Here is a 24293-nt window from a genome sequence, read left to right as displayed (position 1 = left end):
ATTTTAAGATTGATCCCTCAATAACATAGACTTCTTCATTAATTAGTTTAGATCGATAATAGAAAAAATTGTAAATATGACTAAGGGTCAACGCCATAAAAAGGAAGTTGATGGTTAGCACTTTCCAAGAAAAAAAAGTTTTTCTAACATTTCTATCGATTTGGGAATCATATGAAATGATAAAAGTTATGGTAAATGCAAATATCCATAAAACGAATATTATCAAAAGATTGATATTATATATTTCCCAATCCGATATATCGTAAATAGTTTCCACAGAAATCTTTTTAGTTTTTCATTCCAACTTACTCCACCCTAAAACTTTCTCCTTCAATTGCTAACTCAGAACGTTCAAACACACTGCGTGTTTCTTCGAGCATGGGCTCGAGCTCTTTGTATCGGGTGGAGAAGTGGCCGATCAGTAGTTTCCCTACGTTAGCCTTTTTGGCGATTTCGCCTGCTTCTTTGGTGGTAGTGTGGTGGGTAGCTTCCGCACGCTCTTTCATGTCTTCCATAAAGGTGGCTTCATGGTAGAGCAAATCCACTTCTTTGATAAAAGGCAAAATGCTTTCCGTGTACTTGGTATCAGAACAAAAAGCGTAAGAGCAAGACCGGGCTGGTTCCATCGTGTATTTTTCATTTGCCAACAAGACATTCCCATCATCATCCAGCACGTCTTTTCCGTCTTTGAGCGCAATGATTTTGAGCGGCGAGACATCTTTTTCTAGCAGCCCTTTTTTGATTCTTCGTTTTTTTGGTTTTTCTCGAAAAAGAAAGCCTGAGCAGTCGATGCGGTGATCTAAAGGAAAAGAGTGTACAGTTAGGTTTACATTTTCAAACAATAGTTCACTTTCACCTGGTGTCCATTCGGTCAAATTGATCTTATAATTCAGGGAAGACTGAGAGTATTTCAGTTGAATGGCAATGATTTCTTTTAATCCCGGAGGGCCGTAGATGTTTAGCTCCTTTTTCCTTCCATATAGATGCAAGGATGAAATCAACCCCATCAGACCATAAAAGTGATCTCCATGCAAGTGGCTTATGAAGATATGGTCAATACGCTGCGATTTGACTTTGAACTTCTTGAGTCTGGCTTGGGTACCCTCTCCGCAGTCAATTAGGAAAGGTACTTGCATCATAGTAAGTACCTGAGAGGTCTGATGTCTATGATGCGCCGCTATGGCGGCATTGGAGCCGAGTATTTGTAAGGTAAATGACAATAAGCGTTGGTTTAGTTGATGGTTGGGAAAGGAGAGAAAGACCTAGTCTTCCTCGCTTCCTAATCCCTGCTCTAGCTCATTCATGAAGACAGCATCTACGGCTTCTTCCACGGTAGGTAAAATGTCTAAGACACCATCCAGTTGAGAGATTTTGATCAATTTCATCGCATGCTCAGAAACACCAGACAAGATGAAAGAACCTTCTGCTTCGGTGAAAACTCTGTTGCCTACCAAAATTGCGCTTAAGCCAGACGAGTCGATGTACTTTACATCTGACAGATCAACTATGATGTTCTTGATACCCTGTCCCTGAATGGTCAAAAATTCTGATTTGAGATCAGGAGAAATGGTTGAGTCCAATTTTTCCTCATCTACTTTTAGTGTATTGTATTTTTCTTGTCTGTCTAGTGTAAACTTCATAGTTATTGATTTAAACGCTTATTGTAATTTAATCGATTTTTCAATGTTCGACTGAATACGTGCTTCGATATCTTCTGTTGGTACGCGGTCGAATGAGTCTCCTGTTATCTTTTCGAAAAGCTCAATGTAGCGATCAGAAATCGATTTGATTTTTTCATCTGACATGTCTGGAACGCTTTGCCCTTCTTTGCCCTGAAAACCTTCGGAGATTAACCATTGACGAACAAACTCCTTCGAAAGTTGTCTTTGTGGCTCATTTTTATCTTGTAATTCCTGATAAGTATCCTGATAGAAATATCGTGACGAATCTGGTGTGTGGATTTCATCAATCAAAATAATTTCTCCTTCATACATGCCAAATTCATATTTGGTGTCCACCAAAATCAATCCTCTTTCGGCTGCCATCTCCGTACCACGCTGGAAAAGTTTGCGAGTGTAATCCTCGAGCTGAATGTATAAATTTTCGTCTACAATACCCTGAGCTAAAATCTCCTCTCTTGAGATATCTTCATCATGGCCCTCATGAGCTTTGGTAGTAGGGGTAATGATCGGTTCAGGAAGTTTGTCGTTTTCTTTCAGACCTTCTGGTAATTCTACTCCACATAGCTGCCTTTTGCCAGCATTGTATTCTCTGGCGGCATGTCCTGCCAGGTATCCACGAATCACCATCTCCACCTGAAATGGTTCACATCTTTTGCCCACGGTTACATTGGGGTCTGGAACAGCATCCACCCAATTGGGTACTATGTCTGAGGTGGCCTCTAAAAAACGCGCAGCAATCTGATTCAGCACCTGTCCTTTGTAAGGGATCGGTTCTGGGAGTACTACATCAAATGCTGAAATTCTGTCCGAAGCCACCATGACGAGTTGATTTTCAAACTCATATACATCACGCACCTTGCCGGTGTATTTTTTGGTCTGCCCTTCGAATTGATAGTTGGTAGATTTTAGCCCTTTTGTCATGCGGCAAAAGTAAATAAAATCGCTATTGTCATTTCGAAGTGAGTGATAAATCTTGCCATCAAACTTTTCCAAAGTTTTGAACTTTAGAAAAACTGAGAGCCTGGAAATCAATCTCTCCAGTTCTTCGCAGATATGTACTGCGATCTGTATAAACTGACAGCAGTTGTTTTGGGGACGGATGCCGCAACAGGTGCTACATGGTGCAGATTGAATTATTTCTCAGAAACCAACCTCCCAAACTTGTAAGTCTCCTTTTTTAGAACCTCTCCCTTTTTGTCATAGTAGATCCAATCACCGTTTTTTTCATTCCGTGTATAGCGTCCGGTGATTTCGAGGTCTTGCGATTTGTAGTATTTGATGTAATCGCCATCCAGTCTGTTGAACTTGTAGTTCATCACTTCGGCCTTTTTGCCATTACTGAAGTAGGTTGTCGCTTCGCCGTGTTTTTTACCTTTTTCGTATGGCTCCACCTTGGTGGTGTTGCCTTTTTCGTCATATTCGATTCGTTTTCCTTCTAGTTTTCCTTGTTCGTAGTTTTCCTTTAAGACTAAACCTCCTTTGGAGTTGAAGTATTTCCAGGTACCTGATTTGAATTCGTCTTTGTACTGTCGTATGGCTATCAATTTACCAGACTGATTGTATTCTTCAGCGGTCCAATTTTTCTCATCATTGGAGTAGTTGGCCTTGATTTTCAATTCTCCATCTGGGAAGTAAGTGAAATTGGCGCCTGTCATTTTATCGTCCACGATGTTGAGTTTTTTTTCTAAACTACCGTCTGCATAATACGACTTAAACTCACCGTTACGCATGCCATTTTCATATTGGCCTTGTAATTTGATCTGACCATTGCTGAAATATTTGATATAGTCACCATGCAAAGAATGATTGGACTGTGTAGCCTTGGTGTCCATTTGCCCATTGGGATAGTAACTGATCATCACGCCATCGATCACGCCAAACGTGTAGTTTATTTTGGATTTGGGCGAGCCGGATTCGTAGTAGGTAGTGTTTAGTCCGTGTTGTTTGCCGTTTTTGTAGTTGACTTCTTCTTTGAGAATTCCTGATGGATAATATTCTTTCACCAAACCATCTGGTTTGCCATTTTTGAAGGAAGTAGTGTTTTTGGTTTTCCCATTCGGGAAATAAGTGACTAGCTCACCAATCAGTGAGTCATTTCTGAATTGAACTTGTTGGATAAGGTTTCCATTTTGGTCAAAAACCTCAGTCATCCCTTGGCGTAAACCACGCTGATAAGTAGTTTTTCTTTGGGTTTGACCGTTTTCGTAGATGTTGAGGAATTCGCCTTCTCGTTTACCGTCAATATAATTGCCAGTTACGATGATTTGACCTGTTGGGCTGTATTTTTTGTAAGGCCCTTCTAAGACTACGGTGTCTTTTTCTATCACATAATACTCCTCCATTAAGGAGTATTTCTCATCATCATAATAAGTTTTTATTTTTTCCTGTGCAGAAAGGTTACTCGCACATCCCAACAAAAACAAAAAACTTATTAAATACCTCATTAACTTTTCAAGCTGATTTTTCTGCATTTCTCCCGATATAGATCGGGAGAGAAATCTTAAAGTAATTTGAATTTCACCCTGGTACGTGTGCTCACGAACCAAAACAAAAAAAGACTTTAGACCTGAGTTGCCTCAAATCTAAAGTCTCTTACGTCGAATATTGTATTTTATTATGCTTTTTCTATCACAATGGCTGAAGCACCGCCGCCACCATTGCAAATTCCTGCCACACCAATGTTGCCTCCTTTTTCATGCAGCACAGAATTGAGTGTTGTGATGATTCGAGCACCAGAGCATCCAAGTGGGTGACCCAAGGCTACTGAACCACCGAAGGCATTCACGCTCTCGGGATTCAAATCCAATTCCTTGATGTTAGCTAAAGCTACAGCAGAGAATGCCTCATTGATTTCATAAAAGTCAACGTCCGATTTTTCGATGCCAGCATTCTTGATGGCTTTCGGAATAGCCAAAGCGGGAGCAGTGGTGAACCAAAGTGGTTCTTGTGCTGCATCGGCAAATCCTCTGATTTTCGCTACAGGTGTCAAACCTAATTCTTCCATTTTCGCTTTGCTCACCAAGATGAGTGCTGAAGCACCATCATTGATAGTAGAAGCATTGGCAGCAGTTACTGATCCATCTTTATTGAATACTGGACGGAGTGAAGGGATTTTTTCAAACTTCACATTCTTGTATTCTTCATCTTCAGACATCACGACTGGATCTCCTTTTCTTTGAGGAATTTCAACAGGTACAATCTCATTTTTAAACAAGCCATTCGCTACTGAATCAGCAATTTTTTTGTAGGAGTTGATAGCAAATTCGTCCTGAGCCTCTCGAGAGATGTTCATTTCTTTGGCTGTATTATCTGCACAGCTACCCATAGGAAATTGATGATATGGTTCCCAAAGGCCGTCATGCATCAATCCATCGAGCAATTGCCCATGTCCGTATCCATGGCCATATCTTGCCTTTGGTACATAGTAGGGTACATTAGACATACTTTCCATTCCGCCAGCTACGATCACATCCGCATGTCCTAACATGATGCTTTGAGCCCCTAGCATTACAGATTTCATGCCTGAAGCGCATACTTTATTTATGGTAGTACACGGTACATTGTATCCAATGCCTGCTCCGATAGCTGCTTGTCGAGCAGGTGCCTGGCCTAATCCGGCAGACACTACGTTGCCCATAAATACCTCGTCTACCGATTCGGCTTTTACGCCTGCTTTTTCGAGTGCGCCGGTGATAGCGATTGATCCTAATTTGGTAGCTGTTAGGCTTGATAGGCTTCCTCCAAAACTACCGATGGGCGTTCTTACCGCCGATACTATATATACTTCTTGCATGTGCTTATTGGGTTAATATTTTACAATCGTAAAAATAAATAGGACTACGCATTCTAAGGACAATAAGCTACATTATTTGACTAAATAAGAATACTCTCCTGAAGAAAGTCGACCTGCTAGAATAATTATCAAATCTTGAAAAATACTGATAGGAATTTAGGGTGTGTTTGGTCGATGAAACGAAAGATTGTTTGTTGGAAGGGATATGTTGGTTTCAGTGAGACGCTAAGACTGGCTATGGGGCTACGGAGAAATATCAGATCTCACTCAATCTTAGCATCGCTTTGTCTTTGATGATACTCCTAACTGGGCGCCTTTCGATTTTAGACTCCAGCCAGGAAATGATGTCGAAATAGATAAACGCTCGACGCTCATAAGGGTCTTTCGCTAATGGTATCAGGTTGTTCCGAAGAGTACGGAATCGCTTGACTAGCTCCTCTTTGGTAATATTAGTCTTCAGTCTAACCAAGAAGTTTAGAATGTACTTTTGATATAAGTGTAAATCTTCTTTCTTAAGTAGAAATCGATAGGTCGACCTGACATAATATTCAATTAATTCCATGTTGCCCAGTTCATAGTGAGCGATCAGGTTCAAAATTCTGGCAAAGCCATGGATGTCTTCTCTAAGGTCAACTTCCTTAGAGTTTATAATTTGATTCAACCAGTAGATGGCGGTTTGGTAGTTGTCATTCCCAAAATATAGGCAAGCGGTTTTGTAAAACAGAATCACTTTTGAGTGCATATCTATCTGACTAATGAACTGCTCCATACCAGGCTTTATCCGCTCCATGAGTTTTACCCCTCTTTCAAAGTCACCCATCAAAAACAACCTATTGAACTCATGAACGAAGGTATATTTCAACAACTTCATCCGAATATTCTCATTGAGTTGGGCAGGTGGTAGGTTGTTCAGTGCCCTGAGTTCGCGTGTTGTGGCTTGAAACTCTCTGTATTTCAATAGCTTATTTTGAGCAATCAGCAAATTGTTTAGGCTGTTGATATAGGCTTCGAGCATGGAATTAATTAAAGCTTTATGCTCTGTAAAAAGGTTCACGAGTTTGTTGGCATATTGGTAGCCTCTTTCAAAATCTTGAAGGAAAAAGTAGTAGCCGATATATAGGTTGTAGAGACTGATTCTTTCACTATTAGAAAGCTCCTCTTCAACAAAAACAGGTAGGGTAGCCGCAAATACATTTTGAATTTTGTTGTAGTCCGTTTCGCTTCTGATGAATCCAATTTTTTGATAAAGGGATTGTAATTTTACTTGTAGGTTGGAGAATGAGTTGATGTTATTGATGCGATTGTTTACACGTTGTACGTCTACAATGATCTCATTGGTGCGAGTTACATTCTCTTTGCCTGAGGTATGAAATAGTACTTGTTTTTCCCATTTCAATATTTCCAATTGCATCTCCAGATTGCCACCTTTGATAGCGATCTTCTTTACTTTTTTAATTACTTCTGCGCATTGTTTGTATAGTCCCTTATTGAACAAAATCTCGGCGTGATCAATCATGTCTCGAATTTTGATGTTAGGAAGTGTATTGGCGTTGTAGTCCCTAAGGGCATTGAGGATTTTGGTGTACAGATGTGCTTTCATATTTGAAAGCTGTGAGGGCTTAATTGTTGAATCCTTTTTTAATATTCCCTCATCGTCGAATTCACTTTGATTATCTATAATGTTGAATAGCTTCGAGAATTTCTTTTCTTCTCCATTAGCCATTGAGAGCTTAAAATATCGCTTTTCACTCTTTTTGAGTGACTTGATTAAATGGAATAAAGCATCTGATCTCTCTTTAGGCATTGTAATTAAAATTAACTCAAATAAGTTTATTGCAAATATTTTAGCAAAAATACATGTTTTAGAAATCGTATTTAAAAGAATAATAGGTATTTTTTAGCGAATTGTCGCTATTTAGTTTTGTATTCAGAATTAAATGAGAACTATGGACAATCGCATACACATTTTCGATACTACACTACGTGATGGAGAACAAGTACCGGGCTGCAGACTTGATACCAAAGGCAAACTTTTGATTGCCGAGCAATTAGAGCACCTGGGAGTAGATATCATAGAAGCTGGATTCCCAATTTCCAGCCCAGGTGATTTCGAATCTGTTTCAGAGATTTCAAAATTAGTAAAAGATACGACTGTTTGTGGATTAACCCGTGCAGTTCAAAAAGATATAGAGTGTGCTGCTGAAGCGTTGAAGTATGCGAAACGACCAAGAATCCATACAGGTATTGGTACTTCTGATCAGCATGTATTCACTAAGATCAAAACCACCCGAGAAGACATCATTGCACGAAGCAAGCAAGCAGTGAAGTGGGCTAAGAATTTCGTAGATGATGTAGAATTCTACGCAGAAGATGCCGGTAGAACTGAGAACGAATTTTTAGCTCAAGTTATAGAAGCGGCCATCTCAGAAGGAGCTACTGTAGTTAATATTCCAGATACCACAGGTTATTGCCTGCCAGAAGAATATGGCGCCAAAATCAAATACTTGATTGAAAACGTCAAAGGAATTGAGAAAGCAGTGATTTCAACACATTGTCATAATGATCTTGGTTTGGCTACAGCCAATTCTATTGCAGGAATTCAAAATGGAGCACGTCAGATCGAATGTACGATCAACGGCATAGGCGAAAGAGCTGGCAACACGTCTTTGGAAGAAGTGGTTATGATCATGCGCAAGCATAATTGGATGAAATCTGATTCGAACATCAACGCCACTCGCTTGAATGCGATGTCGAGATTAGTCTCCGAAACCATGAGAATGCCAGTGCAGCCAAATAAGGCAATTGTTGGAAGCAATGCTTTCGCCCATTCATCTGGCATCCACCAAGACGGTGTAATCAAAAATAGAGACAATTATGAAATCATCGATCCGGCAGAAGTTGGCGTAGATGAATCATCTATCGTTTTGACAGCCAGAAGTGGTAGGGCAGCATTGAACTACAGAGTAGAAAAACTTAACGTGAACCTTTCTAAAGAAGATCTGGAAAAAGTCTACGACGAATTTTTGAAAGTGGCGGACAAGCACGATGTAGTGGATGATAAATTGCTCAAAGGCATGTTGAGCGATTATTTGATGACTAATGTAGAAATGTAACACATGGATAATTACAACAATAAAAATAACCCGAAAGAAGAGAATCAACAGTTGGAAGCCGTGCAAGAGGATTTCGAGATGGAGAAGAAAGAATTAAATGCCAGAGTCTTTCTGGCTTCTTCTCATTGTAGAGGTACCAATGAAAGTTTTTTGTATGCCTTCGGCTACGAATAAAATAGGGTAGACGTCATTCCGATCCTGATCCTGATCCCGATAGCAATCGGGATTTCGAAACATCGGATATCGAAATGGCTTTTTTAATAGGTAATTAATTAGAGATTTAAATTAAACGTGGAAGCAAAAACATTATTTGATAAGATCTGGGATGCTCATGTAGTGAGCGAGATCGAGGGAGGGCCTAGCGCCATATATATTGATTGTCACTTGATTCATGAAGTGACCAGTCCACAAGCTTTTGCAGGCATTGAGAAAAGAGGAGTGCCGGTTTTCAGACCAAACCAAACATTCGCTACACCGGACCATAACGTACCAACAGAAAATCAACACTTGCCGATTCAGGATGCCTTGTCAAAATTTCAAGTAGACAAATTGACTGAAAACTGTGAAAAGCACGGCGTGTCATTGTACGGATTGAATCACCCTTATCAAGGTGTGGTCCATGTAGTTGGGCCACAGTTGGGCCTGACTCAGCCAGGCATGACTATCGTTTGTGGCGATAGCCACACATCTACACACGGCGCTTTTGGTGCCATTGCTTTTGGTATTGGTACGAGTGAGGTAGAAATGGTATTGGCTTCGCAATGCATCATGCAGCCTAAACCTAAAAAAATGAGAATCACAGTAAACGGCGAGCTTGGAGAAGGAGTAACCGCTAAAGATTTGGTGCTTTACATCATCTCTAAAGTGACAGCTGGTGGCGGAACTGGATACTTTATTGAATATGCTGGTTCAGCATTCGAAAACCTAACGATGGAAGGTAGAATGACCGTGTGCAACATGAGTATCGAAATGGGTGCCAGAGGCGGATTGATCGCGCCTGACGAAACTACTTTTGAATATGTGAAAGGAAGAGAAAACGCACCTAAAGGAGCTGAATTCGACAAGGCCGTTGAAGAGTGGAAGAAGTTGAAAACAGACGATGGAGCGGTGTTCGACAAAGAATTGGAATTCGATGCAGCGGACATAGAGCCAATGATCACTTATGGTACGAACCCAGGTATGGGAACAAAGATTAAGTCGTCTATCCCAGCTTTGTCGGAAATTGAAAAATCTGAGCAAGAGTCTTTCCAAAAGTCAATGAACTATATGGGGTTCTCTGATGGAGATGTTTTGGTTGGCAAGTCCATCGATTACGTGTTCGTAGGTAGCTGTACCAATGGTCGTATCGAAGATTTGCGTGAAGTTGCGAGTTATGTTAAAGGCAAGCAAAAAGCGGAGAACATTACGGCATGGATTGTACCAGGATCGAAGCAAGTAGAAAAGCAAGCGCAGGAGGAAGGCTTGGTAGAAGTGCTGGAAGAAGCAGGTTTCAAATTGAGACAACCTGGTTGTTCGGCTTGTTTGGCTATGAACGACGACAAAGTGCCAAAAGGAAAATACGCAGTTTCTACTTCCAATAGAAACTTCGAAGGAAGACAAGGGCCAGGCTCTCGTACCCTTTTGGCTAGTCCATTGACTGCTGCTGCTGTGGCCGTTGCTGGAAAAATTGTAGATCCTCGTGAACCTGTAAACGCTTAATCAAATGGCTATTGAAAAATTCGTAAAAATAAACTCATCGGCAGTTCCAGTAGCTACCGAAAATGTAGATACAGATCAAATTATCCCTGCAAGATTCTTGAAGGCAACAACAAGAGAAGGCTTTGGAGAAAACTTATTCCGTGATTGGAGATACGATGGAGAAGGAAATGAAATTCCTGAATTTCCATTGAATGATAAAAAATACTCAGGTACCATTTTGGTAGCAGGTAAAAATTTCGGTTGTGGATCTAGCCGTGAGCATGCAGCTTGGGCCGTTCACGATTATGGATTCAAGGTAGTAGTATCTAGTTTCTTCGCAGATATTTTTAGAAACAACTGTTTGAATAATGGCGTGCTGCCGGTACAGGTTTCGGCTGAGTTCGCTGATAAAGTATTTGCTGCGATAGCAGCAGATCCAAACGCCAAGTTCGATGTGGATTTGGATGCACAGACATTCACGATTGCTTCTTCAGGGGATTCAACGTCATTCGAAATTAGCCCTTACAAGAAAGAATGCCTGCAAAACGGATATGATGATATCGACTATTTGATATCGCTAAAAGATAAAATTGAAGCCTTCGAAGAAGCGAGAGCTTAATGAAAGTAGAAATCCTAGATACGACCCTACGGGACGGAGAACAAACCTCTGGCGTAGCTTTCACAGAAAGTGAAAAGCTTACCCTCGCCCAACTCATCATAGATGAGCTGGGTGTGGATCGTTTGGAGATTGCTTCTGCTCGTGTGTCGGATGGAGAATATCGCGGGGCGCAAAATATACTCGATTGGGCCAATCAAAAAACGGTCATGGTCACAAAATCGAAATACTCGGTTTTTGTAGACGGTGGCAAGTCGCTGGATTGGATCAAAGAAGCTAATGGGCAAGTGATGAACTTACTAACTAAAGGTTCATTGAAACATTGTACGGCTCAATTGAGAAAAACACCAGAAGAGCATTTGGCTGATATCGCTGAGACTATTACCTACGCTGATAAGTTGGGTATAGACATCAATGTATATTTAGAAGATTGGTCTAATGGCATGATGGATTCTCCGGAGTATGTCTACCAAATGGTAGAAGGACTTCAGAAAACTAGTGTAAAACGAATCATGCTTCCAGATACTTTGGGTGTGTTGAATCACGAAGACGTAAGCAAGTACTGCACAGACATGGTGAAGCGATTCCCCGACGTGCACTTCGACTTCCATGCCCACAACGACTACGATCTGTCTGTCGCCAACGTATTTGAGGCGTTGCAAGCAGGGATGAAAGGAATACATACCACTTTGAATGGATTAGGCGAAAGAGCGGGCAATGTGCCGCTGTCGAGTGTAGTGGGGATCATGAAGGACCACCTCAATCTGGAGGTCAATCTGGACGAGACCAAGTTGTACAAGGTGAGCAAAGTAGTAGAAGCTTTTTCTGGCGTACGTATTCCGGCCAACAAGCCGTTGATCGGTGAGTTTGTGTTTACACAAACTTCGGGTGTACATGCTGATGGTGACAGCAAAGACAACTTGTATCAGACCGCATTGGAGCCTTCACGATTCGGACGCTCTTATACTTATGCGCTCGGCAAGCTCTCAGGGAAGGCCAATATTCTCAAAAATCTAGAAGCTTTAGGCATTCAACTGTCATCCGAAGAGACGAAAAAAGTAACTGAGCGAATCATTGAATTGGGAGATAAGAAGGAAACGATTACTCAAGAAGACTTGCCCTTCATTGTCAATGATGTATTAGGCAATTCAGTTTCCGATCCTACGGTTGAAATCTTGAATTACTCCTTGTCAGTAGCAAAAGGACTGAAGCCTTCGGCGACTATTTCTGTGAGTCTGGATGGTATCGTACAAGAAGAAACTGCACCGGGCGATGGTCAGTATGATGCCTTTATGAATGCACTTCTGAAGATTTACGCAACAGTAGGAAGAACCTTTCCAAAGCTGGTGGACTACGAAGTAAGAATACCACCTGGCGGCAATACGGATGCATTAGTCATGACGACCATTTCATGGAATTGGAATGGAAAAATATTAAAAACCAAAGGGCTAGACCCTGACCAAACCGTGGCAGCAATTAAGGCGACCACACGAATGTTGAACATAGTAGAAAGTAAAGAAGTAAAAGAATATGCAGTATAAAATAGCTACCCTGTCTGGAGACGGTATCGGACCAGAAATCGTAGAGCAGGCCATCAAGGCCATAAAATCAGTGGGCGAAATTTTCGGTCACGAGTTTGACTTTCAATTTGCTGAAGTTGGAGCCTCAGCTATAGATGCAGTAGGTGATCCATATCCAGAAGCTACGCACAACCTATGTATGGAGTCTGACGCCGTACTTTTCGGAGCTATTGGAGATCCAAAGTACGACAACGACCCATCAGCGAAAGTTCGTCCTGAACAGGGTCTATTGAAAATGAGAAAGAGACTGGGCTTGTATGCCAATATCCGTCCAGTAGTTACTTTTCCTAAGTTGAACTACAAGTCACCTTTGAAAGAAGAGATCGTAGAGGGTTCTGACTTCGTCGTGATTCGTGAGTTGACTGGCGGTATCTATTTCGGTGAGCCTAGAGGTAGATCTGAAGACGGTAACACTGCTTTCGATACTTGTGTGTACAAAAAAGAAGAAGTAGAAAGAATCCTGGAATTGGCCTATGAGTACGCAGCCAAAAGAAGGAAGCATTTGACAGTAGTAGACAAGGCGAATGTATTGGGAACTTCTAGACTTTGGAGAGAAGTAGCCCAAGGCATGGAAAAAGAGCATAGCGACATCCAAACGGAATACATGTTTGTTGACAACGCAGCCATGCAGCTGATCCAATGGCCGAAAAAATTCGATGTGATGGTGACTGAAAATATGTTCGGTGACATTTTATCTGATGAGGCCAGTGTGATCACAGGATCTATGGGGCTGTTACCTTCTGCTTCGGTAGGTATACATACTTCCGTGTTTGAACCTATTCATGGATCTTATCCACAAGCCGCTGGTAAAAACATAGCCAACCCGATTGCTACCATCCTTTCTGCAGCGATGTTGTTAGAGTCTTTGGACTTGATGAAGGAAGCAGAAGCGATCAAAAATGCTGTGAATCAAGTGATCGATGAGGATTATCTCACCGAGGACTTAAATAAAGAAAATGCAAAATCTACTACAGAGGTAGGAGATAAAATAGCCGAACTGATCCGTGCAAATAGCACAGTATTAGAAGGTTAGATAAAATAGTATTAAAAATTGCCTAAAATGCTAGGACGTTAAAAAATTTATGTTCTACCTTTGGAATTCGAAAGAACAACAAAGATGAAGAACATTATTGTCATAGCATTAGCGATTATTACCGAGGTCACAGTCACCTCAGGTCGGGAATGATATGCAATAGTATAAAACGATATACAGAAGCGTCATTCCCAACAGGATGGCGCTTTTTTTATACCCAAATGTTGACCCAAAAAATGATAACGACAATTGTCACCGTATTAGCCATCGTGATTATTACCATTATTGGTAATACGTGAGAGAGGTATATAAGAATAGAAGATTCTAAAAGCCTTTCTCCATCGAGAAAGGCTTTTTTTATGGACGAAAGTCAGGAGTAAAATTTTTAACTAAAGAGACAGACTATGTATTACAACGAAAATTCGATCCTTTTCCTAGACGGACAGTGGGTAAGAGCATCTGAAGCAAAAGTTGACTTGTTTAGCCAAACCATGCACTATGGCAACGGCGTCTTCGAAGGGATACGTTCTTATGCTGGAGCAGCTGGGCCAAGTGTTTTTAAGGCCAAGGAACATTTCGAAAGACTAAAATACTCAGCTGAGAAGATGGGTATCAAAATCAGCCAGTCCGTCGATGAATTAGTCAAAGTCTCTTATGAGTTATTGGATAGAAATGGATTGAGCAATGCTTACATCCGTCCGATGGTTTATCTCGGTGCCAACATGAAACTACTCTCTTGTGGTGAAGTACATGTGATGATGGCCGCTTGGGAATGGCCGCCATATTTAGGTGATGAAGCATTGAAAGTGATGATTTCATCTGTCGAAAGACCCAATCCTAAGTCGATTCCTGTAGACGCTAAAGTAACGGGCAACTATACCAACTCGATCATGGCGTCGAACGAAGCCAAACGAAATGGATACGACGAAGCGCTGTTGCTAGACTCTGAAGGGTACGTAGCGGAGGGTTCTGGTCAGAATTTCTTCTTTGTGAAGGACGATGTGATCTACACGCCCCCGTTAGGAAATATCTTGCCAGGCATCACCAGAGCGACCATCATCGAGTATGCGATGGAATTGGGCTATCCTGTGGTCGAGAAGTTATTCAAGCCAGAGGAAATGAAAGGCGCTGAAGTGGCCTTCTTTACTGGTACGGCGACTGAAGTGGCAAGTATCGCGTCGATCGACGACATGGAGTTCACCAAGAACTGGAAAGAGACCGTGGCGTATGATCTGTTTCTGATGTATCGTCAGCGAGTGAGCAACGAAGAGCTAAGTGAATTCACTTTGGTTTAGTCAGAGCAAGAAATCTAAAAAAATAGAACCAAGAAATTAATATAGTATAAACGAGGACCAATAAGATAATAGTCTTGACTCTTGTCTCTTGTGTCTAGCATCCGAATAACATGAGTTTAAATAAATACAGCAAAACGATCACACAAGACCCATCGCAGCCAGCTTCACAGGCGCAATTGTATGCCACCGGTTTGACCGAGGAAGATATGAAAAAAGCGCAAGTGGGGATTGTAAGTACAGGGTTCGAAGGAAACCCGTGTAACATGCACCTTAATATCCTTTCACACCAAGTGAAGAAAGGTGTGCGTGAAGCTGATCTTGTCGGACTGATCTTTCATACGATCGGTGTGAGTGATGGAATTTCGAATGGTACCACAGGGATGAAGTACTCTTTGATCTCGAGAGATATTATTGCCGATTCTATCGAGACGGTTGTCAATGCTCAGTTTTATGATGCGGTAGTGCCTGTAGTAGGTTGTGATAAAAATATGCCAGGTTCCATTATGGCCTTGGGTCGATTAAACAGACCAGGATTGATGGTTTATGGAGGTACTGTGAAGCCAGGCAAGTGGAAAGGCGAAGATCTTAATATCGTTTCGGCTTTTGAGGCTTATGGCCAAAAACTAGCCAACAATATCTCAGAGGAGGATTATAGCGGAATCATCAAAAATTCTATCCCAGGCCCTGGGGCTTGTGGAGGGATGTACACCGCCAATACGATGTCATCTGCCATCGAAGCCATGGGAATGAGTTTACCTTCGTCTTCTTCGAATCCGGCAGAAAGTGAAGACAAGAAAAGAGAAACACATAGAGTAGGGCAAGCGGTAAGACACTTGTTGGAACAAGACCTGCGACCTAGAGATATCATGACCAAGGAAGCATTCGAAAATGCCATCCGTATCATCATGATCTTGGGTGGTTCTACCAATGCAGTTTTGCACTTGATCGCTATGGCGAAATCAGTGAATGTACCTATTGGTCTCGACGATTTTCAAAGAATATCAGATAGCACACCTTTCATCGCTGACTTAAAACCAAGCGGAAAGTATTTGATGGAAGATCTTCACTTTATCGGTGGAGTGCCAGCTGTGATGAAAGCTTTGCTTCACGAAGGCTACCTGCATGGCGACTGTATGACTGTAACTGGTAAGACCTTGGCAGAAAATATAGAAGAAGGGCCTTCTTTGAAAGAAGGACAAAAAATCATCCATTCTTTCTCTGACCCAATCAAACCTTCTGGTCACTTGCAGATTCTTTACGGAAATCTTGCGCCTGAAGGGTCAGTAGCTAAAATCACAGGTAAAGAAGGAGAGTACTTCGAAGGCCCAGCTAGATGTTATGATGATGAGTTTGAGGCTATCGAAGGTATCGGCAAAGAGGTGAAGAAAGGTGAGGTGATCGTTATTAGACAGTCAGGGCCAAAGGGCGCTCCAGGAATGCCGGAGATGTTGAAACCTACTAGTGCCGTTATGGGTGCAGGGTTAGGCAAGGATGTAGCATTGATCACAGACGGCAGATTCTCTGGAGGATCTCACGGATTTGTGGTCGGTCACGTCACACCAGAGTCTCAAGAAGGAGGCCCACTAGCTTTGGTAAAGGATGGTGACATCATCAGTATCGATGCGGTGAAAAACGAAATGAATTTGAAAATTTCTGATGAAGAAATGGCCAAGAGAAAAGCAGAATGGAAGCAGCCTGCATACAAAGCTGACAAAGGAATTTTAAGAAAATATATCAATCAAGTAGCATCAGCCTCTGAAGGTTGTGTAACTGACGAATAACCTAAAATGAACCAAGACGCAAGAACCAAGGCAAAAGAAGGTCTTGATTCTTGATTCTAGAATCTTGAATCTATCAAAATGAACACATCGACACTAGAATTGGAAGAAAAACCAAAACAAGGTACGAAAAGATTGACAGGGTCTCAGGCATTGCTTGAGTGCTTGCTGGCCGAAGGAGTGGAGACACTTTTTGGCTACCCAGGAGGAGCAATTATGCCAGTCTATGATGAATTATATAAGTACGCAGATCGGCTCAATCATATTTTGGTTCGTCATGAGCAGGGAGCTGCACATGCGGCACAAGGATTCGCCAGAGTCAATGGGAAAACAGGTGTCTGCATGGCTACTTCTGGTCCTGGTGCCACCAATTTGATCACAGGTATCGCAGATGCACAGATTGATTCTACACCTATGGTAGCGATCACAGGTCAGGTGTTCTCCCACCTGCTCGGCACAGATGCTTTTCAGGAAACTGACGTGATTGGTATTTCTATGCCAGTGACTAAGTGGAACTTTCAGGTAACTAAAGCGGAAGAAATCCCACAGGCGATAGCCAAGGCATTTTATATAGCAAACACTGGCCGACCTGGACCGGTTTTGATTGATATTACTAAAGATGCACAGGTAACGGAATTTGATTTTCCAGTTTATGAAAAATGCACAAAAATCAGAAGTTACCATCCATTTCCAATTTTGGAAAAATCTAAGGTGACTGAAGCAGCGGCATTGATCAATCAGGCTAGAAAGCCTTTAATGCTTGTTGGACATGGTGTGTTGATTTCTCAAGCACAAAGCGAGTTATTGGCTTTCGCCGAAAAGGCTGAGATTCCAATGGCATCTACGTTGCTAGGGCTGTCTGCCGTCCCTGACAAACATCCACTTTATGTGGGAATGTTGGGTATGCATGGCAACTATGGTCCTAATGTGAAAACCAATGAAGCAGATGTAATCATAGCCGTTGGAATGCGATTTGATGATCGTGTAACCGGTGACTTGAGTCGGTATGCGAAGCAGGCCAAAATCGTACATATCGAAATTGACCCTGCGGAGGTTGATAAAAACGTGAAGACAGATGTGGCTATCGTAAGCGATGCCAAAGCAGCGTTGATTCAATTAGAAAAAGAAATTGAAACCAATACACATAAAGACTGGTTGCAAGAATTTGCAGAATGTGATGCCAAAGAATTTGAAAAAGTTGGAAAGCTAGATCTTCATTCTGAAAAAGATGAGATCAAAATGGCTGAAGTGATCAAAATGATTTCTGATCAAACAGAAGGCAAGGCGATAATAGTGACCGATGTAGGGCAGCACCAGATGATTGCCAGTAGATACTACGCATTCGACGATACCAGGTGTAATGTAACCTCTGGAGGTTTGGGTACGATGGGATTCTCCTTGCCAGCGGCAATGGGAGCGAAAGTAGCTCGTCCTGAGAAGCAAGTAATTGCAGTTATCGGCGACGGTGGTTTTCAAATGACCATCCAGGAGCTCGGTACTATATTTCAAAGCAATATCGGCGTGAAAGTGTTGATTCTGAACAACCAATTTTTGGGCATGGTTCGTCAATGGCAAGAAATGTTTTTTGACAAACGATACGCACATACTGAGATGATCAACCCAGATTTTCAATTGATCTCAAAGGGCTATGGCATTCCGTGCAACAAAGTGACCGATAGAGATGAATTGGCAGTGGCACTGGATGTATTCTTGGAGCACGAAGGACCCTATTTGCTTGAAGTGTGTGTGGAAATGGAAGGGAATGTATTCCCAATGGTTCAAACCGGGGCGTCTGTATCAGAAGTGAAATTGGAACAATAGAACAAATGGAACAAGAAAAACAATATACCATATCGGTCTTGACCGAGGATAGAGCGGGTTTACTCAATCATCTCACTGTTATCTTAAACAGAAGAAAAATCAATATTGATTCTCTGAATGTTTCGACTACTGAAGTGGCTGGAATCAGTAGGTTTACTATTGTGATCACAACAACTCGAGACAGTGCTGACAATTGTTGTAAGCAATTCAGAAAACTCATCGAGGTCTTAGGTGCATTTGTCTATGAAGAAGACGAAATATTCTATCAGGAAATTGCTTTGTATAAGGTGCCAACTGAGATATTCCTCAATGGAAATAAAATTGAGACATTGGTTCGAAACAACGGCGCCAGAATCTTGGTGATCGAAGAAGATCACATCGTGATTGAGAAGACCGGCCACATAGAAGAGACACATGATCTATACAAAAAACTTGAGCCATTAGGCTTGTTGGAATTTGTACGTTCAGGTCGAGTGGCCATTTCCAAGTCCAAGCGAAAGACAGAAGCTTACATCAAAGAACTGGAGGAGACCAAGTCGAATTTATTGAGTATTAAAGACTACTAATTAGACATGAGATACTAGTATTGAGTATTGAGACGAATTGATCTCACTACTCAATACTCAGTACTAAATACTATTGTAAAATGCGCCAAGTACTACTACATGAAGGATCAAGCCAGCTTGACTATGAAATCAGAGACATAGTCAAAAAAGCGGAAGCCCTGCAAACGCTCGGTCAGCGGATCTATTGGGAAAATATAGGAGACCCTATACTCAAGCATGCCGTAGTACCTGCCTGGATCAAAGAGATATTGACCGAATTGGTCAATGAAAACTCAACTTACGGGTATTGTCATTCAAAAGGTGTGTTGGAGACCAGACAATATCTCGCAGAGAAGAACAACAAAAAGAGAGGCGTGCAAATCACGGCTGACGATGTTCTGTTTTTCAATGGCTTGGGAGATGCAATTGGTAAACTATACCAATTTTTGAATCCCTATTCGAGGGTGATAGGTCCATCGCCTGCGTATTCTACCCACTCGGCACTAGAAGCCGCACATTCAAACAAAGAACCATTGACGTACAATTTGGATCCAGAAAACAATTGGTATCCGGATTTAGACGACTTGCGTCTAAAGGTGAAGTACAATCCCAATATCGTCGGGATTCTCATCATTAATCCAGACAACCCTACGGGTATGGTTTATCCCGAGGAGTACTTGGTCAAGATTGTGGAGATAGCAAAGGAGTTCAATCTTTTCATCGCTAGTGATGAAATATATACGAATATCATCTACAACAATACAGAAACCAAGGCTTTGGCCGAAGTCTTAGGGGACGTGCCTGGTATTGCGCTCAAAGGCATCTCTAAGGATTGTCCTTGGCCTGGTAGCCGATGTGGTTGGATGGAATTTTACAACCGCGATGCTGACGAAGAATTCAATAAATACTGCGAGACACTGGAAAATGCAAAGATGGTGGAGGTTTGCTCTACTACTTTGCCGCAAAAAGCCTTGCCACTCATTCAGGAACACCCGAACTATCAAGAATATTTGGCACATCGGCGACAAGAAATTTCCGAAAGGAGTGAGATCATTTCACAGTATTTGAAAGACCTACCCTATGTCACGTTCAATAGGACCAACGGTGCGTTTTACAACACCATCGTTTTCAAAGATGGCGTGTTGAACAACAATCAGTCGTTGCAGATTAAGAACGAGGAGGTAAATAATTTAGCTAAGTCGTGGGTGGAGCGTATCGGTGAGCCAGACAAACGATTTGTGTATTATTTGCTTGCCGCCAAAGGCGTGTGCGTGGTGCCCCTATCGTCTTTTCAGTCTGAGTTGAGAGGATTTAGAATTACGCTATTAGAAGAAAATAAAGAAGTATTGCATGAGACGTTCAGCAAAATCGCTGACGCCATAAATGAATTTTGCACCTCAGATGTGAATGAAGAAGTAGCGGTTTAAATCGCCAAAGGATGGGAGTAGTAGCAGATATAGCGACATACGAAGGGGTGCAGGCGGCAAAGGTCAAGCTCAACAACGTGGTAGCACGTACACCACTAATGAAAAATCTCAATTTTTCAGAGCGATACGGAGCGCAAGTCTCTTTCAAAAGAGAAGACCTGCAGGTTGTGAGATCCTACAAAATCCGTGGCGCTTATAATAAAATCTCTAGCCTTGGTGAAAACGAGCGAGCCAACGGCATCGTCTGCGCCAGCGCCGGCAATCATGCTCAAGGCGTGGCTTATTCTTGTCAGAAGCTAGGGATTAAAGGCATTATTTTTATGCCGAGTGTAACACCTAAACAGAAAATCGGGCAAGTCCGTATGTTTGGCAAAGACATGATCGAAGTAGTACTGATCGGCGACACTTACGACGATGCCTACAATCAGGCCATGGACTATTGCGAGCAGCATCAGGCTACGTTCGTGCATCCATTCGACGATGAGAAAGTGATCGAAGGGCAGGGGACAGTAGCACTGGAGATATTGGAAGACGCCGACGGCCCAATCGACTATTTATTCGTGCCAGTAGGGGGAGGGGGCTTAGCTTCCGGAGCCATCACCACGCTCAAGGCACTATCGCCCAATACCAAGATCATTGGCGTAGAACCTGCTGGTGCTCCAGCCATGAAAGAGTCGATCGCCGCAGATACTAACATCATCTTGCCAAAGATTGACACTTTTATCGACGGTGCGGCGGTGAAGCAAGTCGGAGCCAAAGCACTGGAGATTTGCAAGGAAGGTCTCGATGATATTGTATTGGTTCCTGAAGGCAAAGTGTGCTCTATGATCTTACAGTTGTACAACCAAGAAGCAATCGTGGTGGAGCCGGCTGGGGCTCTGAGCCTGGCAGCCTTGGACTTTTATGCCGAGCAGATCAAAGGCAAAAATGTCGTTTGTGTGATCAGCGGCAGCAACAACGACATTACCCGAACAGAAGAAATCAAAGAGCGGTCATTGCTCCACGAAGGGATCAAGCATTACTTTATTGTGCGTTTTCCGCAAAGGGCAGGTGCCCTGCGCGAGTTTCTCACAGAGGTGCTTGGACCTAAGGATGACATCGTTCATTTTGAATATTCGAAAAAGAACAGTAGAGAAAAAGGTCCAGCATTGATCGGGATTGAGCTGCAAAACAAAGATAGCCTTCAGGAGCTGTTCGAAAAATTAGAAGCTAAAAGCTTCGTGTTCGAATACCTGAATGAAAAGCCGGATTTGATGCAGTATTTGGTTTAATGAATAATGAAAAGTGATTAATAAAATAATTTTTGATTGTCATTTCGACCGGAGGGAGAAATCTCAGAGTAGAATGTAAAGTGAAGAATAGAAATATTGAACCGGAGCTTAGTTCGTAATAAGCGAAAGTTCAAAACTTAAATAAATAAAGACCCAAGTCTAATGACTAATATCTAAAGTCTTATGTCTTGGCTCTAACGTCTAAAATCTAAATAAATGAAAGTGTTGAAATTTGGAGGTACATCCGTAGGTACCCCGGATAACCTGAGAGTGGTAAAAGACATCCTGTCAGCTGGAAAGAATGAAAAGCAAATCTGTGTAGTATCGGCCTTTGGTGGGGTTACCAACTTGCTCCATGAGTGCAGCGATCTGGCTGCTGCAGGAGATGAATCTTACCAGGAGCTGTTAGCTAAAATCGAAGCCAGACACCTCGATACAGTAAAAGAACTGTTGCCTGTTAAGAGCCAGTCGGGCACCCTCAGCAAAACCAAAATCTTGCTCAATGACCTAGAGGATATCATGAAGGGTATCTTCTTGATTGGTGAACTATCACCTCGATCGCTGGATCGCGTATTGGGCATGGGCGAGACTTTGTCTTCCAATATCATCGTCGATTTCCTGAACGCCGAAGGACTCACCACCGAGTGGGGTAATACTGGTGCAATGATCAAAACGGATAGCACTTTCAATAATGCCATTGTAGATTTTAGAAGCACCAATAAAAACATAAAAGAATTCTTCAAATCATCGGCTGATCTTGTGGTTTGCACTGGCTTCGTTTCTTCCAACGAAGTTAATGTTAACACAACTTTAGGTCGTGGCGGATCTGATTATACTGCGTCGATTTTGGCGGCAGCTCTGGAGGTAGATACTTTAGAGATTTGGACGGATGTGAGTGGGATGATGACTTCCGATCCGCGAGCTGTGTCTTCTGCTCATCCGATCAAGAAGATATCCTACCAGGAAGCGATGGAACTTTCTCACTTCGGAGCCAAGGTGATATATCCTCCGACTATCCAGCCTGCTTTAGACAAGAATATTCCAATTAAAATAAAAAATACATTCAAGCCTCAGGATGCGGGTACAACGATTAGTGCTGATGCCAATGGCACCAAACAGTTTGTGAAAGGCTTGTCTAGCGTGAAGAATATAACGCTGCTCAACTTATCGGGTAGTGGCATGATAGGTATTCCGAAGTTCTCCTTCCGCTTGTTCAAGGCCTTATCCGAAGCCAAGGTCAACGTGATCATCATCACGCAGGCGTCCTCTGAGCACTCGATCTGTGTGGGCGTAGACAGCAACGATGTGGAGGCCAGTAGAGCCGCCATAGCCGAAGAGTTTCAGTTTGAGCTGAGTCTCAACAAGGTAGATCCGCTAGAGGTAGAGGAGAACCTGGCCATCGTGGCCTTGGTAGGGGACAAGATGCGCGACCATGTGGGAATCAGTGGACAGATGTTTGCCGCACTGGGCGAAAATGGTGTGAACATCAAAGCCATTGCGCAAGGGTCATCTGAACGAAACATCACTGTGGTAATAGAAGAGCGTCATCTCAAAAAATCACTCAATGTACTGCACGAGAGTTTCTTCCTTTCGGAAAAGAAAAGAATCAATTTGTTCTTGGTAGGAATTGGCAATGTGGGCGGTACGCTCATCGAGCAAATTGCCAAGCAACAAGCCTACCTCAGCGAAAACGAGCACGTAGACCTACGCATCGTCGGACTGGCCAACAGCAAGAAAATGTATTTCGATGTGGATGGTATCGACTTGGGCAACTGGAAAGACCTATTGATGGGCAGTGACCTGAAAATGGAAAATACCGCGTTCATTCAGTCCATTCAGGATATGAACCTGAGAAATAGTGTGTTTGTAGACAACACGGCCAGCGCAGAAATCGCTGGACTGTACAACGGCATCTTGAGCAAGAATATCTCTGTGGTGACACCGAATAAGATCGCTTGTGCCTCGTCGTACGACAACTATCAAGAACTGAAAAACACTTCACGCGAGTACAAGTCTAAGTTCTACTACGAGACGAATGTAGGTGCTGGGTTACCTGTTATTACGACCCTCCAAGATTTGATCAAGAGTGGGGATAAAGTACAGAAAATCGAAGCGGTACTTTCTGGCAGTTTGAATTTTATTTTCAACAACTTCAAACCAGGCGTGAATTTCGTAGATATTGTGAAGCAGGCTGGTGAGGAGGGCTATACAGAGCCGGATCCGAAGATTGATTTGAGTGGTGTGGACGTGATGCGCAAGATCTTGATCCTGATTCGCGAATGTGGTGTGGAGATCGAACTGGACGATATTGTGAGCGAATCCTTCATTCCCGAAGAGTGTATGAACACTGCCAACAATGAGGAGTTTTACGCCAAGTTGGAAGCGCACGAAGCGCAATTCCAGTCTTTGGTCAATGCAGCCGAAAAGAACGGAACACAGCTCAAAGTGGTTGCGACCTACGATAATGGAAAAGCTTCCGTTGGACTGAAGGAAATCGCCAGCGACCATCCATTCTTCAACCTGGAAGGCAGCGACAACATCGTATTATTCAACACCATCCGATACGCCGACAATCCACTCGTGATAAAAGGCGCCGGTGCTGGTGCAGCTGTGACGGCCATGGGTATATTTGCCGACATCATGAGAATTGCAAATAGTTAAA

General features: G+C 42.5%; 19 protein-coding genes. 13 read left to right on the top strand and 6 right to left on the bottom strand.

What is annotated here, in order from left to right; translation table 11 throughout:
- Positions 1-305: 305 nt before the first annotated feature.
- From ACOQO5_RS11395 to ACOQO5_RS11370, 6 genes are all read right to left on the bottom strand, one after another.
- On the bottom strand, positions 306-1220 hold the full coding sequence (locus tag ACOQO5_RS11395) for a ribonuclease Z (protein WP_420581820.1): 915 nt from the start codon (positions 1218-1220) through the stop codon (positions 306-308).
- Between the two features lie 42 nt (positions 1221-1262).
- On the bottom strand, positions 1263-1640 hold the full coding sequence (locus ACOQO5_RS11390; protein WP_420581819.1) for an STAS domain-containing protein: 378 nt from the start codon (positions 1638-1640) through the stop codon (positions 1263-1265).
- 18 nt (positions 1641-1658) lie between these two features.
- Entirely contained in the window at positions 1659-2603 is a 945-nt protein-coding gene (locus ACOQO5_RS11385) for a phosphoribosylaminoimidazolesuccinocarboxamide synthase (protein WP_420581818.1), read from the bottom strand.
- 212 nt (positions 2604-2815) lie between these two features.
- The gene (locus ACOQO5_RS11380; RefSeq protein ID WP_420581817.1) at positions 2816-4126 is read right to left on the bottom strand and encodes a toxin-antitoxin system YwqK family antitoxin; all 1311 of its coding nucleotides are present in this window, start codon (positions 4124-4126) and stop codon (positions 2816-2818) included.
- Positions 4127-4296: 170 nt separating this feature from the next.
- Positions 4297-5475, bottom strand: a complete 1179-nt coding sequence (locus tag ACOQO5_RS11375; RefSeq protein WP_420581816.1) for an acetyl-CoA C-acyltransferase — start codon at positions 5473-5475, stop codon at positions 4297-4299.
- A gap of 256 nt (positions 5476-5731) precedes the next feature.
- The gene (locus ACOQO5_RS11370; protein WP_420581815.1) at positions 5732-7279 is read right to left on the bottom strand and encodes a hypothetical protein; all 1548 of its coding nucleotides are present in this window, start codon (positions 7277-7279) and stop codon (positions 5732-5734) included.
- 142 nt (positions 7280-7421) lie between these two features.
- Here ACOQO5_RS11370 and ACOQO5_RS11365 point away from each other — a divergent pair, with 142 nt between their 5' ends.
- The 13 genes from ACOQO5_RS11365 (at position 7422) to thrA (ending at position 24292) form a co-directional block, all read left to right on the top strand.
- Positions 7422-8588, top strand: a complete 1167-nt coding sequence (locus ACOQO5_RS11365; protein ID WP_420581814.1) for a 2-isopropylmalate synthase — start codon at positions 7422-7424, stop codon at positions 8586-8588.
- 3 nt (positions 8589-8591) lie between these two features.
- Positions 8592-8762, top strand: coding sequence for a hypothetical protein (locus tag ACOQO5_RS11360; RefSeq protein ID WP_420581813.1), 171 nt, complete (start codon positions 8592-8594; stop codon positions 8760-8762).
- Between the two features lie 117 nt (positions 8763-8879).
- Positions 8880-10286: a 3-isopropylmalate dehydratase large subunit gene (leuC, locus tag ACOQO5_RS11355; protein ID WP_420581812.1), complete on the top strand. Its 1407-nt coding sequence runs from the start codon at positions 8880-8882 to the stop codon at positions 10284-10286.
- A 4-nt stretch (positions 10287-10290) separates the two neighbouring features.
- Positions 10291-10884: a 3-isopropylmalate dehydratase small subunit gene (gene leuD / locus ACOQO5_RS11350; protein WP_420581811.1), complete on the top strand. Its 594-nt coding sequence runs from the start codon at positions 10291-10293 to the stop codon at positions 10882-10884.
- Entirely contained in the window at positions 10884-12422 is a 1539-nt protein-coding gene (locus tag ACOQO5_RS11345) for an alpha-isopropylmalate synthase regulatory domain-containing protein (protein WP_420581810.1), read from the top strand. Before leuD ends, ACOQO5_RS11345 begins: the two co-directional genes overlap by 1 nt.
- Entirely contained in the window at positions 12412-13494 is a 1083-nt protein-coding gene (gene leuB / locus ACOQO5_RS11340; RefSeq protein WP_420581809.1) for a 3-isopropylmalate dehydrogenase, read from the top strand. The genes ACOQO5_RS11345 and leuB overlap by 11 nt, the downstream gene beginning before the upstream one ends.
- Before the next feature lie 404 nt (positions 13495-13898).
- Positions 13899-14789 (top strand): branched-chain amino acid transaminase, encoded by an 891-nt coding sequence (locus ACOQO5_RS11335; protein WP_420581808.1) that lies wholly within the window; start codon positions 13899-13901, stop codon positions 14787-14789.
- Positions 14790-14899: 110 nt separating this feature from the next.
- Positions 14900-16570, top strand: a complete 1671-nt coding sequence (gene ilvD / locus ACOQO5_RS11330; RefSeq protein WP_420581807.1) for a dihydroxy-acid dehydratase — start codon at positions 14900-14902, stop codon at positions 16568-16570.
- A gap of 78 nt (positions 16571-16648) precedes the next feature.
- On the top strand, positions 16649-18388 hold the full coding sequence (gene ilvB / locus ACOQO5_RS11325) for a biosynthetic-type acetolactate synthase large subunit (protein ID WP_420581806.1): 1740 nt from the start codon (positions 16649-16651) through the stop codon (positions 18386-18388).
- A 5-nt stretch (positions 18389-18393) separates the two neighbouring features.
- The gene (gene ilvN / locus ACOQO5_RS11320; protein ID WP_420581805.1) at positions 18394-18954 is read left to right on the top strand and encodes an acetolactate synthase small subunit; all 561 of its coding nucleotides are present in this window, start codon (positions 18394-18396) and stop codon (positions 18952-18954) included.
- Between the two features lie 80 nt (positions 18955-19034).
- Positions 19035-20360 (top strand): pyridoxal phosphate-dependent aminotransferase, encoded by a 1326-nt coding sequence (locus ACOQO5_RS11315; RefSeq protein ID WP_420581804.1) that lies wholly within the window; start codon positions 19035-19037, stop codon positions 20358-20360.
- Positions 20361-20371: 11 nt separating this feature from the next.
- Positions 20372-21631 carry a threonine ammonia-lyase IlvA gene (ilvA, locus tag ACOQO5_RS11310; RefSeq protein WP_420581803.1) on the top strand — a complete coding sequence of 420 codons (1260 nt, stop codon included), beginning with the start codon at positions 20372-20374 and terminating at the stop codon, positions 21629-21631.
- A gap of 216 nt (positions 21632-21847) precedes the next feature.
- Positions 21848-24292 (top strand): bifunctional aspartate kinase/homoserine dehydrogenase I, encoded by a 2445-nt coding sequence (thrA, locus tag ACOQO5_RS11305; protein ID WP_420581802.1) that lies wholly within the window; start codon positions 21848-21850, stop codon positions 24290-24292.
- The last annotated feature ends 1 nt before the right edge of the window (position 24293 follow it).

The organism is Reichenbachiella sp., from assembly GCF_965223055.1.
GTDB lineage: Bacteria > Bacteroidota > Bacteroidia > Cytophagales > Cyclobacteriaceae > Reichenbachiella.
The sequence above is the reverse complement of the archived record's forward strand: the minus strand, read 5'-3'. Positions and strand labels throughout refer to the sequence as shown.

Coding starts and splice junctions, on each gene's coding strand:
- ACOQO5_RS11315 (WP_420581804.1), top strand. CDS start 19,035: ATGCGCCAAGTACTACTACATGAAGGATCAAGCCAGCTTGACTATGAA.
- ilvN (WP_420581805.1), top strand. CDS start 18,394: ATGGAACAAGAAAAACAATATACCATATCGGTCTTGACCGAGGATAGA.
- ACOQO5_RS11375 (WP_420581816.1), bottom strand. CDS start 5,475: ATGCAAGAAGTATATATAGTATCGGCGGTAAGAACGCCCATCGGTAGT.
- thrA (WP_420581802.1), top strand. CDS start 21,848: ATGAAAGTGTTGAAATTTGGAGGTACATCCGTAGGTACCCCGGATAAC.
- ilvA (WP_420581803.1), top strand. CDS start 20,372: ATGGGAGTAGTAGCAGATATAGCGACATACGAAGGGGTGCAGGCGGCA.
- ACOQO5_RS11390 (WP_420581819.1), bottom strand. CDS start 1,640: ATGAAGTTTACACTAGACAGACAAGAAAAATACAATACACTAAAAGTA.
- ilvB (WP_420581806.1), top strand. CDS start 16,649: ATGAACACATCGACACTAGAATTGGAAGAAAAACCAAAACAAGGTACG.
- leuB (WP_420581809.1), top strand. CDS start 12,412: ATGCAGTATAAAATAGCTACCCTGTCTGGAGACGGTATCGGACCAGAA.
- ilvD (WP_420581807.1), top strand. CDS start 14,900: ATGAGTTTAAATAAATACAGCAAAACGATCACACAAGACCCATCGCAG.
- ACOQO5_RS11335 (WP_420581808.1), top strand. CDS start 13,899: ATGTATTACAACGAAAATTCGATCCTTTTCCTAGACGGACAGTGGGTA.
- ACOQO5_RS11385 (WP_420581818.1), bottom strand. CDS start 2,603: ATGACAAAAGGGCTAAAATCTACCAACTATCAATTCGAAGGGCAGACC.
- leuD (WP_420581811.1), top strand. CDS start 10,291: ATGGCTATTGAAAAATTCGTAAAAATAAACTCATCGGCAGTTCCAGTA.
- ACOQO5_RS11360 (WP_420581813.1), top strand. CDS start 8,592: ATGGATAATTACAACAATAAAAATAACCCGAAAGAAGAGAATCAACAG.
- ACOQO5_RS11365 (WP_420581814.1), top strand. CDS start 7,422: ATGGACAATCGCATACACATTTTCGATACTACACTACGTGATGGAGAA.
- ACOQO5_RS11345 (WP_420581810.1), top strand. CDS start 10,884: ATGAAAGTAGAAATCCTAGATACGACCCTACGGGACGGAGAACAAACC.
- ACOQO5_RS11370 (WP_420581815.1), bottom strand. CDS start 7,279: ATGCCTAAAGAGAGATCAGATGCTTTATTCCATTTAATCAAGTCACTC.
- ACOQO5_RS11380 (WP_420581817.1), bottom strand. CDS start 4,126: ATGAGGTATTTAATAAGTTTTTTGTTTTTGTTGGGATGTGCGAGTAAC.